This window comes from Otariodibacter oris (assembly GCF_009684715.1).
GTDB classification, from domain to species: domain Bacteria; phylum Pseudomonadota; class Gammaproteobacteria; order Enterobacterales; family Pasteurellaceae; genus Otariodibacter; species Otariodibacter oris.
The window spans coordinates 909,337-923,141 of sequence record NZ_CP016604.1; the positions used below are offsets into that span (position 1 = coordinate 909,337).

Sequence of the window (13,805 nt, forward strand, 5' to 3'; positions counted from 1 at the left end):
TTGCTAATGTTAATTCTTTTTTTTTAAAATGTAAATAATTGAATAAAAAATAAATGAGCGTATAATGCCAACCAATGTCCTTAATATTTAATGTTTTTTTATTATCAATTAATGGTAAATAAATAATTTATAAATATTAAAAAATATATTAAGAGGCATTAATCTAAAGTATTAATATTTTAATAGATATATTATTTTTATAATTTATTGGTACTTTTTACTTTTGTTTTAGTTTGAGGATTTTAGTATGTCATTTAAAAAAACTTTGCTAGCTCTAGCAAGCATGACTTTCTCTTTGGGTGCAGTTGCTGCATCTGATACTGGTGTTGATGTTGACATATCCCAATATGAAAATCGTACAATGTTACCGGATATGACTGTAGGTATGTGTGATACTGTTGCACCTACATTGGTCCATATTAAAGATAACTTATATCGCCATACAAATGGTGCAGGTTTAGCCGTTCATAGTGGTCTGGTTATGATTACTGATGAAGGCGCTGTGGTTGTGGATGGCGGAGCTACCTGTGCTGCAGAATGGCTTAATAATGAAATTAAAACTCGTTTTAATGTTCCTGTAAAATATGTAGTTTTAACTCATGCACATGCTGACCACATGGCTGGTAGCCAAGTATTCCAAAAAGCAGGTGCAACAATTGTTGCAAATCAAAGAGCGGTTGAACCAATTGTTGGTGAAAAACTTCCTTATGCTGTACCAAATCGTGTATTTGATAAAGATATGACTATTAGTATTGGCGGTGAAACTGTTGAATTACATCGTGTCGCACCAAGCCATTCAGATAGTATGATAATGGTATTATTCCCTCGCCAGAAAGCCCTACAATGTACAGACGTGTGTGAAAGTAAGAGTATGCCATATAATGACTTCTTAGATTTCTACTATCCAGGATGGATTGATACTTTAAATTGGGTATTAGAGCAAGATGTTGATGTTATTGATGTTGGTCACTATGGTTTAGCAACAAAAGAAGATGAAAGAGCTTTGCGTGATTACATGGTAGATTTACATGATCAAGTGCTTCATTTAGTGCGTGAAGGTCAATCTTGGGATCAACTTTACCGTAATGTTAAATTTAGTCCAGATATTCAAGATTGGATTGGTTTCAATAATATGAAAACATTAAATATTGTTGGTATGTATCGTTGGGTTTCTAACCACCGTCGTGGTGAATGGTAATCATTCGAATAATTTCAAATAAATTTGAATAAATAAAGAGAAAGCCGTGCTTATTTTTCAGAAGCATGGCTTCTTTTTATTTAATACCTATAGAAAGATATAATGTATTGTTTTTAATGATATATTTTAATTGAATTAAATTTTTATTTAAGTTATTTAATAATTTAAAAAATTATATTTTATTTTTATTAGCAAATATATTTTAATTATTTTTATTAAGATAAAATTATATTACTATTAGAAATATGAATAGTAATTTATAAAAAACAATAAATTTCTGTGCGTAAATTATACATGAGTATAATTAATAAGCTTATAAATGATAAGAGTTTTCTCGAAGCATGAGATGCTTTATAATGACGCGATTTTTCCTTAAAACAAGACAAAGAGGTTAAGAATGAGTACTCCAATTTATAAACGTATTTTACTAAAACTTAGTGGTGAAGCATTACAAGGTAGTGAAGGGTTTGGTATCGATCCTTCCATTCTAGATAGAATGGCTATTGAAATTAAAGAATTAGTGGAGATGGGAGTTGAAGTTGGTGTAGTTCTTGGCGGGGGAAACTTATTCCGTGGTGCAAAACTCGCTAAAGCAGGGATGAATCGTGTAGTGGGTGATCATATGGGAATGCTTGCTACAGTCATGAATGGACTTGCAATGCGCGATGCTTTACACCGTGCAGAGGTGAATGCCAAATTAATGTCAGCATTTCAGTTAAATGGTATTTGCGATACTTATAACTGGTCAGAAGCGATAAAAATGTTACGTGAAAAACGTGTCGTGATTTTCTCTGCTGGAACAGGTAGTCCATTTTTTACCACTGATTCAGCAGCCTGTTTACGTGGTATTGAAATCGAAGCTGATGTGGTATTAAAAGCAACAAAAGTTGATGGAGTATATGATAAAGATCCAGTTAAAAATCCAGATGCAGTATTGTATAAAACATTAAGTTATGAAGAAGTGATCGATAAAGAATTACAAGTTATGGATTTAGCTGCATTTACTTTAGCTCGTGACCATGGCATGCCAATCCGTGTGTTTAACATGGGCAAGTCCGGAGCATTACGTCAAGTTGTATTAGGTACAGAAGAAGGGACTACAATTTCTTAATGTAATTTTTTAAGAATATAATTATAAGAAATTTTCTTCATAATTTTTATTTAGCCATAAGGTATCAAGGGATTCTTTGTGGCTTTTTTGTTAATGAACACCTAAATGTAAATATTTTTGCAATTTTTTGTAAATGCATATAGACTCCAAAAACATATTAGTCGGGGTGCGATTTTACTTGCTGAGATAATACCCGTGAACCTGATTCAGTTAATACTGCCGTAGGAAACTAACATTATGTCAAAATATATACTATTCAAATTCTACCTGTCTTTTATTTTCTATTTTAAATCATCATCTATTTAGCAACATCTTACTATTTGCAAGGTGTCTGATATGCGTAGCGTAATGATTGACAATCTAACCTTAGCATTTGATCAACAAGTGCTATTTAACGATTTTTCTTTTAGCCTAGTCAAAGGGCAATGGACTACATTACTTGGTAGTTCAGGCGTGGGAAAATCAACTTTACTTAGGGCGATTGCGGGCTTAGAAAATGAAGCCATTCAACAAGGAAAAATAGATTTCTCTCCTCAATCAAAAATTGCTTGGTTAGCCCAAGAAGATGCCTTATATCCTTGGCTCTCTATTTTGGATAATGTCCAACTTGAAGCACATTTATCAGGGCGTAAAAATCAACAAACAGTAGAAAAAGCTAAAGCGTTACTTGAACAGGTAAAGATGATAGAGCATATTCATAAAGCGCCTTATCAACTCTCTGGTGGCCAAAAACAACGTGTTGCTCTAGCAAGAACTTTAATGCAAGAGGCTGATATTATTTTGATGGATGAACCTTTTTCTGCATTAGATGCAGTAACGCGTTATCAGCTACAAAATCTTGCCTATACTTTACTCAAAGATAAAACAATTTTATTGATCACCCACGATCCGCAAGAAGCTATTCGTTTGAGTCATCGTATAGCGATCTTAAAGGGGAGCCCAGCAACCATTACTCATCAGATATCTTTACCCGATGATTTACCTCGAGAGTTAAATCAAGAATCCCTCTGGAAATTGCAGAAAGAATTACTCGACGAACTTGCAAGCGGGGATTTAGTATGAAAATTTTACCGATTATCCGCCCGCTTGTATTAGCTGTTATATTACTTATGTGTTGGCAATTAGCTGTGACATTTTGGCAGATTCCTCACTATTTATTGCCAACACCCCTCGATATTGTGAATAAGTTTTCTGAGAATACCTCATTATTGTGGCAACATACTCAGACTACATTAATTGAAATTGTGGTTGGTTTAGTACTTGGTGTGCTATTTGGACTTTTATCCGCAGTACTTTTGAGTTTATCTAAGACAATTTCTTCATTTTTATTGCCGATCCTGATCACTTCTCAAGCGATACCGATATTTGCCATTGCCCCATTACTCGTCCTTTGGTTTGGGTATGGCATGGCATCTAAGATTGTGATGACTATCCTTATTATTTATTTCCCTGTCACCGCAGCCTGTTATGACGGTTTAAGAAACACACCTAAAACGTGGTTGGAATTGGCAAATACTATCAAGATCTCACCGCTTGCGTTATTACTTAAAGTGAAATTCCCCGCGGCATTGCCTGCATTAGCATCGGGTTTGAGAATTGCGGTTTCGATTGCTCCCATTGGGGCGGTGATTGGCGAATGGGTTGGTTCATCAGAAGGGCTGGGCTATTTAATGTTAAATGCGAATGCTCGAATGCAAGTTGATCTCATGTTTTCAGCCCTATTTATTCTCGTTTTAATCACGCTCTTTTTGTATTTTTTTACAGATAAATTACTACGCTATTTTATCCCTTGGATTTCACAAGTTCGCTAATTCCGATCTATTAGTTTAAAGGAGACATTATGTCGATTATTGATAAATTCATAAGCAATGCTCAGCCTTATTGGAGAGCCTATGTTGAGCATGATTTTGTTCAGCAGTTAGGGCAAGGTACGTTGAGCAAAGCCTCTTTTCAGCATTATTTAAAACAAGATTATTTATTTCTTTTTCAATACAGCCGAGCTAATTCATTAGGCATTTTTAAGGCAGAAAATTTTGAACAAATTTTTCAGGCTCAACAAATGAATGCAGACTTATTACAAGAAATTCAATTACATATCGATTTTTGTAAAAGCTGGGGTATTTCGGAACAAGAATTGTTTAGTACACCAGAATCATCCGCCTGTATTGCTTACACTCGTTATGTCTTAGATTGCGGTATCAAAGGAGGATTAGCTGAGCTTTATGTTGCTCTTGCACCTTGTGCGATTGGCTATGCAGAAATTGGCAAAAGATTAAGTGAACAAGGCAGTGGAGCAAACAATCCTTATCAAGATTGGATCAATACTTATGCGGATCCAGAATTCCAAAAATCAGCACAAAATTTGGCAGACAATATTGAAAAACTTTGTGCAGATCTGACCGCTTCACAACTTGAGAAACTTCAACACATTTTTAATACAGCCACCAGAATGGAAATGGCATTTTGGCAAATGGGTTTAGATTTAAGTTAAAGAGGAAAACACAATGAAAAAATTGACAGTCGCATTATGCCTTATGGCAAGTTTAGCAAGCACGGGTTCAGCTTACGCAAAAGAAAAAATCTCGCTGATGTTGGATTGGTTTGTGAATCCCGATCACGCAGCGCTGATTGTTGCACAACAAAAGGGCTATTTTGATAAATATGATTTAGAGGTTGAAATTATTGAGCCTGCTGATCCTTCATTAGCACCTAAATTAGTCGCTTCTGGTGATGTTGATATGGCGGTAGATTATCAACCTCAATTACAACTACAAGTGGCTGAGGGCTTACCTGTAGTAAGAATCGGTACATTAATTTCCAGTCCGCTAACAAGCCTAGTTGTACTTAAAAGTGGAAACATTAATCAATTATCTGATTTAAAAGGGAAGAAAGTAGGGTATTCAGTAACAGGTTTTGAAAGCACTATTTTGGATATGATGTTGCAGTCATCAGGTGTCACAAAAGATGATGTTGAGTTAGTTAATGTGAATTTCTCTCTTTCTCCATCATTGTTATCTGGTCAAGTTGATGCGGTCATCGGGGCTTATCGCAATTTCGAACTTAATCAGTTGAAATTAGAAAAAAATGAAGGTTTAGCATTTTACCCAGAAGAACATGGTGTACCTGCTTATGATGAGTTAATTCTTACGGCTAACACCAAAAATATTTCAGATAAAAAATTCTCTGATTTTTTAAGTGCGTTAGAGGAAGCAACTATCTTTACCTTAAATCATCCAGATGAAGCGTGGGAAGCCTTTGTTAGTTATAAGCCAAATGAATTAGGTGATGAATTAAATCAAATGGCATGGAAAGATACTTTACCTCGTTTAGCGTTAAGACCAAGAGCATTAGATGCTCATCGTTATCAAGCAATGGCAGAATTTATGCAGGCTCAAGGGTTAATTAAAACAGTGCCAGAATTAAAAAATTACGCTGTTGAATTACAGTAGAGGAAAGAATATGAAATCAATTTATTTAGAAAAAATCAGACTGCAAAATCCATTGATCCACAATATTACCAATATTGTCGCAGCCAATTATTGTGCTAATGGATTATTGGCGATAGGTGCTTCGCCAATTATGTCTGCTAATGTTGAAGAAATGGAAGAAGTCCCAGCTTTAAGTCAGGCTCTTGTGATTAATATAGGCACACTGATTGGTAAAGAAGCAGAGGCGATGTTATTAGCAGGTAAAACCGCCAATAAAATTGGTATTCCTGTGGTATTAGATCCTGTTGGTGTTGGGGCAACCAGTTACCGTAAGCAAATTATCAGTCAATTATTAGCGGAAGTTCAGTTCGCACTGATTCGAGGTAATGCGGGCGAATTAGCAACCATTGCAGGCGAAGATTGGCAAGCGAAAGGTGTAGATGCGGGAGATGGTAATGCGGATATGAATAGCATTGCGAAAAAAGTGGCTAATCAATATCAATCTGTTGTGGCAATCAGTGGAGAAGTGGATGTGGTAAGTGATGGAGTAAAAACCGTCAATATCCATAACGGTACACCAATGTTCCCTAAAATTACGGCATCAGGTTGTTTATTAAGTTCTGTTTGTGGTGCTTTTTTGGCAGTTGCTGAAAAACAACATTATTTTGATGCCGTAGTGGAAGCTTGTACTGCTTATGCAGTTGCAGGGGAAATCTTAGCAGAAAAATTATCGCCAACGGATAACGGACAATTCTATGTTGGATTGCTTGATCAATTAGCCAGTTTATCGGTTGAGAAGATTGAACAATATGGGAGAGTAAACAATGTCTAATGTAAAACAAGCACTGACTATCGCAGGTTCAGATAGTGGCGGTGGAGCAGGTATTCAAGCAGATTTAAAGACTTTCCAAATGCGAGGCGTATTTGGTACTTCGGCGATTACTGCGATTACTGCTCAAAATACTCTAGGTGTATTTGATATTCATCCAGTGCCAATTAAAACCATTGAAGCTCAGATCAAAGCAATTGCTGATGATTTTGATATTCAAGCAGTAAAAGTTGGGATGTTAGGCACACCAGAGATCATTGAGTGTGTGGCAGAAAATTTGAAAAAATATCAATTTGGGCAATTTGTATTAGATCCTGTGATGATCGCAAAAGGTGGTGCGCCTTTATTGCAAGAAAATGCGGTGAATGCTCTGGTCGAAAATTTACTGCCTTTAGCTGATGTAATTACTCCGAATATTCCCGAAGCTGAAGCGTTAAGTGGTGTAAAAATTACTGATGAAGCATCAGTGAAGGAAGCGGTTAAACGCTTAAAAGCACTAGGAACTAAAAATGTCATCATTAAAGGCGGGCACGAATTAGATTCTCAAAGTGAAATTTGTCGAGATTGGGTGTTTACGGACAAAGCACAATTTGTTTTAGAGTCCCCTCGTTTTAATACACCCCATACGCATGGTACAGGTTGCACATTTTCCGCTTGTTTAACCGCTGAATTAGCCAAAGGTCAGCCAATGGAAGAGGCTATGAGAATTGCAAAAGACTTTATTACAGCGGCTATTACCCATCCATTAAATATTGGACACGGACACGGACCAACTAATCATTGGGCTTATTCGCAGTTGTCATAAGAACGGTTGTAAGAAAAACAGTTGTAAGGAATAAAATATGCAAAATATTCGTCAGATCTTACCGCTTTATTTTATTGCGGGAACTCAGGATTGCCGTCATTTATCGGGTGATCCTGCTCAACATTTGTTATCGATCTTGGAACAGGCATTACAAAGTGGTGTAACGTGCTTTCAATTCCGTGATAAAGGGAAATTTTCATTAGTTGGTCAACCCGAAAAGCAAAAAGAATTAGCAATTAAGTGCCGTGATCTTTGTAATAAATACAACGTGCCTTTCATCATTGATGATAACGTCGATTTAGCCTTAGAAATTAATGCCGATGGTGTCCACGTTGGACAAAGTGATATGTCAGCATTAGAAATTCGCAAAAAAACAGATAAACCGATTATTGTTGGATTATCAGTGAATAAAATGACAGAAGCTTTAGCAAGCAACGATCTTGAGGCGATTGATTATTTTGGTATCGGACCAATTTTCCCTACGCAATCTAAAGAAGATCCAAAACCTGTAGTCGGTATAGATTTTATTAAAACCTTAAGAGAAGCGGGAATTACTAAACCACTAGTTGCGATTGGGGGCGTGAAAGCTGATAGTGTCGAACAACTTCGTAAAAATGGTGCAGATGGTGTTGCAGTGATTACGGCGATTACCTATTCTGAGAATATTCCTCAAACAGTAAAAGCATTACTACGAGGACATCATGAAGAATAATTCCCCACAAAAGATTGTGATTGCCACAATGGTGGGGACAGCCATTGAATATTTTGATAATTATATCTATGCAATGGCTGCTGTGTTGGTATTCAATCATCAATTTTTTAGTAGTGCTGATCCACTTTCTAACCAATTAGCCTCACTCTCCACATTGGCTTTAGCCTTTTTCGCTCGTCCGATAGGTTCTATTTTATTTGGGCATATTGGCGATAAATTTGGTCGAAAAAAATCCCTCGTTTTTTCGCTTATCATGATGGGCATTTCCACTGTTGTGATTGGCTTTTTACCAACTTATCAAAGTATTGGTATTTGGGCGACTGTATTGCTCTGCCTTTGTCGTGTTGGGCAAGGTATTGGTATTGGGGGAGAGTGGGGCGGTGCTGCGCTCGTTGCGATAGAAAATGCTCCTAAAAATAGACGTGCGTGGTTTGGGATCTTCCCTCAACTTGGCGCGCCAATTGGCTTACTGTTAGCGAATGCCGTCTTTTTCATTGTGAGTTTAATTGTTGGCGAAGAAGCTTTTGTTGAATGGGGATGGCGTATTCCATTTATTTCTTCCGTTGTGTTAGTGGTTATGTAACGCGTTGAATTTTTTTGCATAAAAAGCCATTTTATTTTGCATAATACTAGCAAAGATAACTATGCAAAATAAAATGAATTAATTTAATAAAAATTTACTTTCAGAGGAAATGGCTATAGAATGAAATTGTTTTTACGGAATATCTATTTATTAGACTTTAATGGCAAAAAGCTTGAGATGCTACAACTCCCAAGCTTTTTTTTAATTGCGTACCTAAACCCTTTAAAATTTATAAACCATATTATCTTCATACTTCCCGTTGTGGCTTGCTGGCGCATTCATTATAACTCTTCTAGCACTCTCAAATGCTTTCCAATTATCTACCTTACTTATGTTTCTCCTTTTTTTTCTTAAAAAAGAACCAACCAAACAATCTTACGACAACCCAAAACACCCAAGCTTGAACTGGCTTGTTGTTTTGAATCATACAAACTCTTAATCTTCGATCTGCTTCGCTTCGGGATACAGTCCCTTTAACCCCATAATCACGATCGTGCTGGTGACAGCAATTATTTGTTTTTTGAGAGGTTTTTTTTAAACCTGTACAGTAATTTTTTTTAGTCAAGTTTACCCTCCAACTCTAACAATCTCTTTTCAAGCTCTCTAGATTTTCTTCTAGCCGACTCTACTTCCATAAACAAACATTCGTCCGCTCGAATAGCCCATCTATCACCTGAAGGAATAGCCTCTTGAATAATAGTTCCATCTTCATCTCTTATTTCAGGCTGTCCCTCCCAACTTTCGAAGCAAAGTAGTCCATAGTCTTGGGCGTTCAAGCCTTTGGATTCAAAGGTTTCTTTTATATTTTGTGCAATTACTCCTGTATGAAATCTCGCATTTAATCCCTTCTCTTCAACGGAATCTTTCCATTTGTATTGAATAAAATTAACCTCGCGCCACGCTTCGATGACGTCATCAGGGATTTGACCAACATCCTTCTTAAGTCGCCCGTCTGATGTCGAGATAGCGCCAGTTCCAGCGTAAATTTGACTAAACCTTGTGTTTACACCACCGAGCGATGTCTTATTATCGTTATGAGCCTCTGGTCTCCAAGAATTAGCTGCATGGTCATATCTCATCATTGTTTTACTTTTTGAAACAATTTGAATAGCGGAATTAGTATTATCTACCCTAATTCCACAGATAGTATTCTCATCGTCGACCGACGAAAACTGTGCATAAGGTCCATCTGTTGTTATTGTCACCCCAGCAGAGCTTCGCCCACCATCTATGACAATGTTATCTCTAGTTTTTGTCGCTTTTTTAGTTTTACCCGAAACTGTGCGACTACTTCTAAAAATAGCATTTCCTGTTGCGAATACATTTTCTCCCGCTAAGGTTTTTAAAACATCACCTCCTGCTCTCAAGATTTCAGTTTTAGCTTTAAAATCAACCATGCCGCTAGAGCTTTTATCAAACAAGGTTAACGCGTGAATGTTTGCTATTCTATTAAGAGTTAAATGACTTCCAGTTCTTTCCTCTGAACCATAAAGGTAAATAATTTTGTTCTCATATTTCACAACCGAACCTTGTCCGCAAGCACTAGCCCCTCTTTTCTCAGCGTGATAAGCATAACCCACCATAAACACTTGGGCGGAATCCCAGAAGGTATTTCTCTTGTTTATATCACACTTAATATAATAAATCGGTGCCAATCTATCATCAGTAAAACCTGCCTCACTTCCGTTTCTCGCGGTCGTAAAAGCGTGAATCACTCCATCAGTAATAATCAATGGAACACATGAGTCTTGTAATTTATTATTTAAAAAAACACCTTCTGGCACTTGGCTACGATTAATGGTATTCAAATTATCATCGGAAAACCAAAAATACGGTCTACCTCCATTGTTCCCATTTCTGATAAATCCAGCGAAAATTCCATTCTCACATTTAACTGTTGGTTCTTCAAATTCACTGCCCTTCGCTAACTCAATAAATGTGAAAGAGGCGCCACCATCTTCTGATTTATATAAACCGCACCCTTCACTCCAAGAAGCTCCAACCACAAACCCATTGGGAGTTGGTGCGAAGCTATGAATCATAACTGGCTGCGAGCTTGTCCAGCTTGGCAAGGGGAATTCAATGTCGGTAATAGTAAATTTTTCTGAATAATTAGCAGTTTCGCCTTCAGGGATCTTTCTTTTATGAAGAGCATAACTAAAAGGTTGCACGCCACCTTTTCTCTCAAAAAGGTACTCAAATCCCTGAGACACGCCTGCAGACCATATTGTGTTATTCTGTCTTGTGATATCCAGAAGATTTGGAGATGAGTACGAAGTACCTGCATCTTCAGAGAAGATCAACGCTGCTTGAACTTCTGCGTCAAGATGAGAGTCAGCTGTTGATACCCAGCATCTAATTTGATTATTAAGCAAATACGCCGAATCCTGAGGATGCGACACGTAAATTCCAGCATTAGTCACTTTTGCGACATCTGTTTTAAAAAAGTCAGGAGTTGGGTAAAGCAGTTTGCCAATCTTAAAACAAGCATTAGTAAATAAATCAATGTATTGTGGAAGGTTACTTACAACCAACTCTTGTCCAAGGCAATCAATTGGTAGGCGAGTCTTATCAATAAATTGCACTACATCATCTTGATTGGAATTTTTTAAAAAACCAAAGTCATTAATGGTTAGTTTTTTAAAAACTCTTTTCCAACGCCCACCATTATTTTCAACGACAAAACACACACCACCATCATCAGGAGTGATTAAGTCTTGTAGGTCGGCAATAAATTCGCCACCACCTGTTACGCCACCTTCATAATAAGATTTTACAATAATTCTCTGACCATGAGACTCGGGGCGAATGGTGCGAAGTTGCCCCACTGATTCAGCTTGACCTATTAACTTATAAGCATCAGCGGCTCCTAAATTTTCAATTTGTTGTTGGTACCCTTTATCTATAAGTGACTTTATTGCAAGAGTGATTTGATTTAACTGTTCACCATCAGGCTCAATACCTGCTTCTTTTAAAAGAGTTTTGGCTTCTTTTTGAAGATTAATAACACCGTCTTGAATATTATTTAAAAACTCGGCTGTAACAATCGTGCCATACTCTCCAGTAGATGGATTGCCGTCAACAAACCTACCTGTAGCAGTATTGATTGTTTTCATCACTTCACGCATTAAAATTCTCCTAAATAACGAATCCAGCATCTTGAAAATGCAGGTTTTAATTCTTCCAAAAGCAACTCAAGCACAGGATCAAAAAAACGCCCCATCAACGCATCTCCTGCTTGGGATATGCCTGCTCTAAATCTTTTATAGCTATCTGTTTGAGTATTAACATTAACAAAAAAAGTCCAAATAATATCTTTATGCCAAAGCATATCTCCAGCATGAGAGACCCCGCTAATAAACGGAGTGGGTTCTTTTATTTCAATGTCGTAACCTAGCTCCGCCGCTTTTTTAGTAATATATTCAATTGATAAACCACCCAAATCATTTAATTTCGCAATAACTCTATCAATTCGCACCTCAATAGATTGAGTATTATTTTTTATGCCTAAAACACGTTCCCATTCACTAATAAAAACCCCCGTTAATGGATTTAATCCATCTAAAGTTTTTTTAGCGGATAAAAACGAAACATCTAAAGCCCGTCCATCCACCTCTAATGATTGATGGATATTATCTCCACTGATGTTATAAGAAACTGGAGGAAGGAGCTTAATCAAAGAACGAGCATGAATTGATGACATTAACTCATCTCCCTAACAACAAGAGAGCCAAGTTTGAACCATCCCATTTCGGAATACGCATCAATCTGCTGATTAGCATTTGGCTTAACAATTTTCCTATCAACAACTCCAATCAAATCACTTACAACCGCTTCTATTTGAGATACCACAAGAGGATCTGCTGGCTTTAACCCTAAAAAATACTCAGATAAAGCTTGCTCAATATCTTTTGTTATAACCTCAAGCTCCATCTCTTCATCCAGTTTTACCTCTATTTCAAAATTAACTGGTTTTAAGACTGGTTTTATCACTAATGAAGATTTAGCAGTTACAGGTCTGACTGAATCAATAAAATTTTGACAAGCTAAAACAATCTCATCACTAGGCAGTCCATCACCGCTGGTAATAGCTATATCAACTGTACCTTCACCACGCCTTAAAGGGTAAACATAAGCCGAACTTACTCCATCCACTGACAATGCCCAGTTTTTATAATCATTTTTATTACCACCTGACGGAGGTCTTCTAATTCTTTCAAGTAAGCGAACTAGTAACTCAGCGTCGCTTTCTTGATCTGTTCCACCATTAACACTTAACAATAAACATTCACTACTCACACCCACAGGTGCACTCATAAAGGTTGCTGGTGTACTATTTTTCAAATTACCCACCACTCCCGAAGAAGAAGCGATAACTGAAATTTGAATTACTCCTTCCTCAGGAATAACCCCTGAAGATGATGTAATGTAATAGCGATCATCTTCTGTTTTTATGATAAGATTTTCAGAAACGAAACTACCAACAACTCCTGAAACTTCTACTATGCCCGTTGCATAGGTAGCATTTTTCCGATAAATCTTTCTTAATCCAGCGTGCATTTCTAAATAATCAGAGTCGGCGGTGTCGGGAAAAGCTTGGCGGGCAATCCAATTTTGATGAGCGTAAATACCTGAGAGGCAACTAGCTAAAGCGGAAGCTCTAACATAATAATCAGAGTCTGAGCTAATATCAGCTCTAGGCTCTAATGAAGATATATCTCTCAAAATGCTATCTCTAATCTCTTCTAAAGTTGGTGTTATAAATGCCATTTAAACCTCATTTAAACTACTTTTACTAAGTGTTTAAAAACCAAAATCTCACCTCTGTTATCTGTAACTTGTATTTGCAATAACAAATTTCCATCGCCCTTTTGTGTATGAGTCACAGTGATTTCGATTGCTCTACCATCATCAATTAAAGGTTTTAAGGCTTCCTCTGCATATTGCTGAGCAAGCAACCCAACCCTAGCAAGATCTTTTTCTCGTTGAATAGTATGGAGCAGAGAACCTACACGCCCATCTGCCCACCAAGAGCCTAACGGTGTAGTCAATCTGATATACACTGCATTTTGCAGTGAATGAATGGTATTAGTTGTGTAGTCGCCAGTAAGCGGGCTGATTTCTCTGTCCATACTCAAA

14 protein-coding genes, 1 pseudogene and 1 riboswitch are annotated in these 13,805 nt (G+C 37.0%); of the genes and pseudogenes, 10 read left to right on the forward strand and 5 right to left on the reverse strand.

The genetic code is table 11. The features are described 5' to 3' along the window. The first annotated feature begins 247 nt into the window (after nucleotides 1-247). From A6A10_RS04120 to A6A10_RS04165, 10 genes and pseudogenes are all read left to right on the forward strand, one after another. Entirely contained in the window at nucleotides 248-1,198 is a 951-nt protein-coding gene (locus A6A10_RS04120) for an MBL fold metallo-hydrolase (protein ID WP_121121697.1), read from the forward strand. 397 nt (nucleotides 1,199-1,595) lie between these two features. Beyond that, nucleotides 1,596-2,309 carry a UMP kinase gene (gene pyrH / locus A6A10_RS04125; protein ID WP_121121695.1) on the forward strand — a complete coding sequence of 238 codons (714 nt, stop codon included), beginning with the start codon at nucleotides 1,596-1,598 and terminating at the stop codon, nucleotides 2,307-2,309. 152 nt (nucleotides 2,310-2,461) lie between these two features. After that, nucleotides 2,462-2,554, forward strand: a riboswitch (TPP riboswitch). 91 nt (nucleotides 2,555-2,645) lie between these two features. After that, nucleotides 2,646-3,371 carry an ABC transporter ATP-binding protein gene (locus tag A6A10_RS04130; RefSeq protein ID WP_121121693.1) on the forward strand — a complete coding sequence of 242 codons (726 nt, stop codon included), beginning with the start codon at nucleotides 2,646-2,648 and terminating at the stop codon, nucleotides 3,369-3,371. Then, on the forward strand, nucleotides 3,368-4,120 hold the full coding sequence (locus A6A10_RS04135) for an ABC transporter permease (RefSeq protein WP_121121691.1): 753 nt from the start codon (nucleotides 3,368-3,370) through the stop codon (nucleotides 4,118-4,120). The genes A6A10_RS04130 and A6A10_RS04135 overlap by 4 nt, the downstream gene beginning before the upstream one ends. A gap of 29 nt (nucleotides 4,121-4,149) precedes the next feature. Then, nucleotides 4,150-4,800 carry a thiaminase II gene (gene tenA, locus A6A10_RS04140; RefSeq protein ID WP_121121689.1) on the forward strand — a complete coding sequence of 217 codons (651 nt, stop codon included), beginning with the start codon at nucleotides 4,150-4,152 and terminating at the stop codon, nucleotides 4,798-4,800. Nucleotides 4,801-4,813: 13 nt separating this feature from the next. Next, nucleotides 4,814-5,758, forward strand: coding sequence for an ABC transporter substrate-binding protein (locus tag A6A10_RS04145; protein ID WP_121121687.1), 945 nt, complete (start codon nucleotides 4,814-4,816; stop codon nucleotides 5,756-5,758). 10 nt (nucleotides 5,759-5,768) lie between these two features. Then, nucleotides 5,769-6,569 (forward strand): hydroxyethylthiazole kinase, encoded by an 801-nt coding sequence (gene thiM, locus A6A10_RS04150; RefSeq protein ID WP_121121685.1) that lies wholly within the window; start codon nucleotides 5,769-5,771, stop codon nucleotides 6,567-6,569. Further along, entirely contained in the window at nucleotides 6,562-7,371 is an 810-nt protein-coding gene (thiD, locus tag A6A10_RS04155; protein ID WP_121121682.1) for a bifunctional hydroxymethylpyrimidine kinase/phosphomethylpyrimidine kinase, read from the forward strand. The genes thiM and thiD overlap by 8 nt, the downstream gene beginning before the upstream one ends. A gap of 37 nt (nucleotides 7,372-7,408) precedes the next feature. Further along, on the forward strand, nucleotides 7,409-8,083 hold the full coding sequence (gene thiE, locus A6A10_RS04160; protein ID WP_121121680.1) for a thiamine phosphate synthase: 675 nt from the start codon (nucleotides 7,409-7,411) through the stop codon (nucleotides 8,081-8,083). Beyond that, nucleotides 8,073-8,663: pseudogene (locus A6A10_RS04165) on the forward strand (MFS transporter); the annotation flags it as partial. The gene thiE and the pseudogene A6A10_RS04165, both read left to right, overlap by 11 nt. 328 nt (nucleotides 8,664-8,991) lie before the next feature. On the opposite strand, the gene A6A10_RS09615 reads toward A6A10_RS04165, so the two are convergent. Genes A6A10_RS09615 through A6A10_RS04185 form a run of 5 tightly spaced genes read right to left on the reverse strand, consistent with a single transcriptional unit; the run spans nucleotide 8,992 to nucleotide 13,798 of the window. Next, nucleotides 8,992-9,231: a hypothetical protein gene (locus tag A6A10_RS09615; protein ID WP_121121676.1), complete on the reverse strand. Its 240-nt coding sequence runs from the start codon at nucleotides 9,229-9,231 to the stop codon at nucleotides 8,992-8,994. Next, nucleotides 9,224-11,794, reverse strand: a complete 2,571-nt coding sequence (locus A6A10_RS04170) for a tail fiber domain-containing protein (protein WP_121121674.1) — start codon at nucleotides 11,792-11,794, stop codon at nucleotides 9,224-9,226. Before A6A10_RS04170 ends, A6A10_RS09615 begins: the two co-directional genes overlap by 8 nt. Beyond that, complete coding sequence (locus A6A10_RS04175; RefSeq protein ID WP_229583621.1) at nucleotides 11,794-12,369, reverse strand: YmfQ family protein; 576 nt, start codon at nucleotides 12,367-12,369, stop codon at nucleotides 11,794-11,796. Before A6A10_RS04175 ends, A6A10_RS04170 begins: the two co-directional genes overlap by 1 nt. Continuing rightward, nucleotides 12,369-13,436: a baseplate J/gp47 family protein gene (locus tag A6A10_RS04180; protein ID WP_121121672.1), complete on the reverse strand. Its 1,068-nt coding sequence runs from the start codon at nucleotides 13,434-13,436 to the stop codon at nucleotides 12,369-12,371. The genes A6A10_RS04175 and A6A10_RS04180 overlap by 1 nt, the downstream gene beginning before the upstream one ends. Nucleotides 13,437-13,447: 11 nt before the next feature. Beyond that, nucleotides 13,448-13,798, reverse strand: a complete 351-nt coding sequence (locus A6A10_RS04185; RefSeq protein ID WP_121121670.1) for a phage GP46 family protein — start codon at nucleotides 13,796-13,798, stop codon at nucleotides 13,448-13,450. Nucleotides 13,799-13,805 lie beyond the last annotated feature (7 nt).

Coding starts and splice junctions, on each gene's coding strand:
- A6A10_RS04120 (WP_121121697.1), top strand. CDS start 248: ATGTCATTTAAAAAAACTTTGCTAGCTCTAGCAAGCATGACTTTCTCT.
- pyrH (WP_121121695.1), top strand. CDS start 1,596: ATGAGTACTCCAATTTATAAACGTATTTTACTAAAACTTAGTGGTGAA.
- A6A10_RS04130 (WP_121121693.1), top strand. CDS start 2,646: ATGCGTAGCGTAATGATTGACAATCTAACCTTAGCATTTGATCAACAA.
- A6A10_RS04135 (WP_121121691.1), top strand. CDS start 3,368: ATGAAAATTTTACCGATTATCCGCCCGCTTGTATTAGCTGTTATATTA.
- tenA (WP_121121689.1), top strand. CDS start 4,150: ATGTCGATTATTGATAAATTCATAAGCAATGCTCAGCCTTATTGGAGA.
- A6A10_RS04145 (WP_121121687.1), top strand. CDS start 4,814: ATGAAAAAATTGACAGTCGCATTATGCCTTATGGCAAGTTTAGCAAGC.
- thiM (WP_121121685.1), top strand. CDS start 5,769: ATGAAATCAATTTATTTAGAAAAAATCAGACTGCAAAATCCATTGATC.
- thiD (WP_121121682.1), top strand. CDS start 6,562: ATGTCTAATGTAAAACAAGCACTGACTATCGCAGGTTCAGATAGTGGC.
- thiE (WP_121121680.1), top strand. CDS start 7,409: ATGCAAAATATTCGTCAGATCTTACCGCTTTATTTTATTGCGGGAACT.
- A6A10_RS04170 (WP_121121674.1), bottom strand. CDS start 11,794: ATGCGTGAAGTGATGAAAACAATCAATACTGCTACAGGTAGGTTTGTT.
- A6A10_RS04175 (WP_229583621.1), bottom strand. CDS start 12,369: ATGTCATCAATTCATGCTCGTTCTTTGATTAAGCTCCTTCCTCCAGTT.
- A6A10_RS04180 (WP_121121672.1), bottom strand. CDS start 13,436: ATGGCATTTATAACACCAACTTTAGAAGAGATTAGAGATAGCATTTTG.
- A6A10_RS04185 (WP_121121670.1), bottom strand. CDS start 13,798: ATGGACAGAGAAATCAGCCCGCTTACTGGCGACTACACAACTAATACC.